The 3,631-nt window shown below is 66.3% G+C and carries 3 protein-coding genes; all 3 read left to right on the top strand.

Annotation, left to right across the window (positions count from 1 at the left end):
• The coding region (locus MBA17_RS48890) for a TlpA family protein disulfide reductase (RefSeq protein ID WP_238505815.1) at window positions 1–410 on the top strand (410 nt) is incomplete at its 5' end.
• Window positions 407–2,218: an ABC transporter ATP-binding protein gene (locus MBA17_RS48885; RefSeq protein ID WP_238505814.1), complete on the top strand. Its 1,812-nt coding sequence runs from the start codon at window positions 407–409 to the stop codon at window positions 2,216–2,218. The genes MBA17_RS48890 and MBA17_RS48885, both read left to right, overlap by 4 nt.
• A gap of 183 nt (window positions 2,219–2,401) precedes the next feature.
• Complete coding sequence (locus MBA17_RS50915) at window positions 2,402–2,653, top strand: S26 family signal peptidase (RefSeq protein WP_455433001.1); 252 nt, start codon at window positions 2,402–2,404, stop codon at window positions 2,651–2,653.
• Window positions 2,654–3,631 lie beyond the last annotated feature (978 nt).

Below are 3,631 nucleotides of genomic sequence, written 5' to 3'. Positions count from 1 at the left end.
CGTTCTTGCCGCCGATGGCGGGAGGGCTCGCCATCGGGGAGAGGATGCCGGAGTTCGCCGCCACCACCACTGATGGTGAGCCGGTCTCCGATGAATTGCTCGAAGGGCCTGCCCTGATCGGCTTCTTCTCTCCGTCCTGCCAGCCCTGTATGGAGCTGATGCCGCGTTTCATCGACCATGCCCGCCACACCTCGGCTGCGGTGCTCGCTGTCGTCGTCACCCACAGTGATGAGGAGGCCGTCGCCGACGTGGAACGCCTCGCTGAGGTGGCGCGTGTCGTGGTCGAGGCGCCTCAGGCCGCTATTCAGAGCGCTTTCCAGGTCGCCGGTTATCCGGCCCTCTTCGTGATCGGTGCGGATGGCAGGGTCACCGACAACGATCCCGTGTTGCCCGCCACGGTCAGCGCATGATCGGAACGGCGAAGGCGGCTGCGGGGGTCGCCCTGCGCGCGGCCCCGGGATTGATGGCGGTCTACGTCCTGGCAATGCTCGTTGAGGCGATCGCGCCGATTGCGGTGGCCTGGCTGACCAAACTGGTGGTCGACTCCCTGTCGGGAGAGGGATCGGCGACCGAGCTGAGTACCCTCGCGGTGGGGCTGGCCACCGCGGGCGTCCTGATGACGGCGCTGCCCCAGCTCATGCAGTACCTCAACAGCGAGATGGGCAGGTTGTTCACCGCCCAGACCACCGCACAGCTGTTCTCCGCGACGCTGCGGTTCGCCGGGTTGCGACGGTTCGAGGACCCCAACTTCCACGATCAGCTGCGGTTGGCGAAGAACAGCCTGTCGACGGGTCAGGAAGTCGTCACCGGATCCCTGGGGGTTGTGAGCGCGGTGATCACGCTGGCCGGAATGGTCGGCTCCCTTCTGGTGGTCAGTCCGGTTCTCACGGGGATCGTCCTGGCAACCGGGGTTCCCGCGCTGTTGGCGCAGTTGCGGCTGTCGCATCGTCGCGTCGCGATGATGTGGGACATCGGCCCGGCCGAACGACGCCAGATGTTCTACGGCGATCTGCTCACCACGGTTGCGGCGGCAAAGGAGATCCGTCTTTTCAACAGCGGCCGTTTCCTGCGAGGCCGCATGATGACCGAGTTGCGCACGTCCAACGCCGCACGCCGCCGGATGGACATCAAGGAACTGTCCGTTGAGGGCTTGCTGACGCTGCTGGGCGCCGTGGTCGCGGGCGGTGGGCTGATCTGGGCCGTTACCTCCGCCGGCTCCGGCGCGTTGAGCGTTGGCGACGTGTCCTTGCTGATCGTCGCCATCGGCGCGGTCCAGGCCTCCCTCAACGGGCTGATCGTCGGTATCGCCGCTCTCCACCAGGATCTGCTCATGTTCGGCCATTACGTGGCCGTGACCTCTGCCGAACCCGACCTCCCCATTCCCGCCGAGCCCGCGCCACTGCCCCGGCTGAGCCACGGCATCCAGCTGACCGACGTGTGGTTCCGCTACAGCGAGGATCACCCTTGGATCCTGCGTGGCCTGAACCTGTTCATCCCGGCCGCCGCGGCGGTCGCCATCGTCGGTCTGAATGGGGCCGGCAAGTCCACCCTCGTCAAGCTCCTGTGCCGGTTCTATGACCCGCAGCACGGAAACATCACGTGGGATGGCGTCGACATCCGTGACGTGCACCCCGACGATCTGCGGCATCGCATCAGCGGAGTGTTCCAGGACCATATGGCCTACGACATGTCCGCAGCCGACAACGTCTCCATCGGCTTCGTGCCCGCCCGTGAGGACGAAACCCGAATCCGTGGGGCCGCTCACGAGGCCGGGATCGACGACAAGCTCTCCTCCCTTCCTCGCGGGTACGACACCCTGCTCACGCGGACGTTCTTCAGCGAGGAGGAAAAGGACGACCCCGACACGGGTGTCGTGCTCAGCGGCGGGCAATGGCAGCGTACGGCCTTGGCCCGCGCGATGTTCCGCGGCCACCGCGACCTCGTGATCCTCGACGAGCCCTCCGCCGGGCTGGACCCGGAGGCCGAGGCCGACGTGCACACTCGGACCCGACGCCGCCGCCACGGCGCCACCAGCCTGCTCATCTCTCACCGGCTCAACACCGTGCGCGACGCCGACTTCATCATCGTCCTGGAAGACGGCGCCATCCGGGAAGCCGGAAAGCACGACGCCCTCATGGCCGCCCGCGGCCCCTACGCGCGGCTCTTCAACCTCCAGGCGACCGGGTACCGCGAGCCGGAGGAGGCGGTGGCCCTGTGAGGTGGGTGCTCCTCGTCGTGAGCTGCGCGACCGCGACTTCGGCCTTGTTGTTCGTACGGCTGCGCGCGACGTATTCCGTGATCCGGGTCGATGACAACAGCATGGCCCCCACACTGATCGACGGAGATCGGCTACTTGTTCGGCGCGTAGCCGCGCTGGCGTCTCCGACGCGGTCAGATCGCGGTGGTCCGCAGCCCTCATTGGATCGGTGGGACCTTCCTCATCAAGCGGATCGCCGGACTGCCGGGCGATCCCGTTCCGCCCTCGGTGGCCCCGGTGGTGGCCGAAGGTCGTATTCCCGTCGGCAATGTCGTCCTGCTCAGCGACAACAGCGAAGGCAGCTTCGACTCGCGAGACCACGGTTACTTTCCTCTCGCTGACGTTCACGCCGTCACTCGCCGAAGGCTATCCCTGCAATCTTCCGGCTGTCAGTAAAGGAGACGGCATAGATCAACTGGCCAAGTTCTGAGACCGTAAACGAAGAAATGGATGAAGTGCGTGAATATCATTATTAAACTCGCGGACCGCGCCGCGGCCTGGGTCCTCCCCGAGGACCCTGCCGATGCCGTCATCAAGTGCTACAACAAACCCATTGGGGGCTATTGGTGGGGGCGGTGCTATTACAACCCCGGCTGCCCCAGCAAATCCATGAAGGACAAGTACGCGTGCAACTGGGGGCCAGGAAGCAGCTACGGGGTGCGGAGTACTCTCGAGCGCAGGTGTTGCTAGCCGCTTAGCGATCCCCCAGGGCCGGGCAGTTGCCGCAACGCGGGAAATGCCCGGCCCCTGGGCCGTCCAGACCTGAGAAGTCGGCTGCCGGAACGGCCAACCGTCACACGGTCTCGCAACCACCACAGAGAAAGAAGAAGAACAGCATCACGAAACTCGGCGACCGGCTGCTGCCGGTCGATCCTCCAGAACACCACGTTGCGGCGGCAGGGTGCGGTTGCGAGTGGAAATGCTGATCAGCTCTGACGCTGGCCGCCCGAGAGGATCGGGCTGTCAGGGTGTCCGTGAAGGATGTCCTGGTGCAGCCGCCGCACTTCGGCGTTCGGCTGAATGCCGAGCTCCTGGTCGAGACCCGGTACAGCCTCCGATACGCGGCGAGGGCTTCCACGCGACGGTCATCGCCGAGCTCACCCCTCAACAGCGGGCGAGGTTGGTCGGCCTCTTCTCGCGGATGCGCTCGGGCTGTGGCTTCCTCAACGATCTGCGCCCCGGCCGCGAGGTGACCGCCGAGGTCACCCAGCCGGGCCCTGGTCATCGCCGGCCGCGACGACGGCGCCGTCCCGTTCGCTCACGCCGAATCCCTCATCGCCCACCTGCCGCACGCCGAGCTCGTGGAAAGCCGGGCGAGCAGCCGTTTCATCTGGCCGGCCGATGACTGCCCCGCCATCGCGGGCAGGATCGCCG

This window comes from Dolomitihabitans soli (assembly GCF_022213955.1).
Taxonomy (GTDB): Bacteria; Actinomycetota; Actinomycetes; order Streptosporangiales; family Streptosporangiaceae; genus Streptosporangium_A; species Streptosporangium_A soli.
The sequence above is the reverse complement of the archived record's forward strand: the minus strand, read 5'-3'. Positions and strand labels throughout refer to the sequence as shown.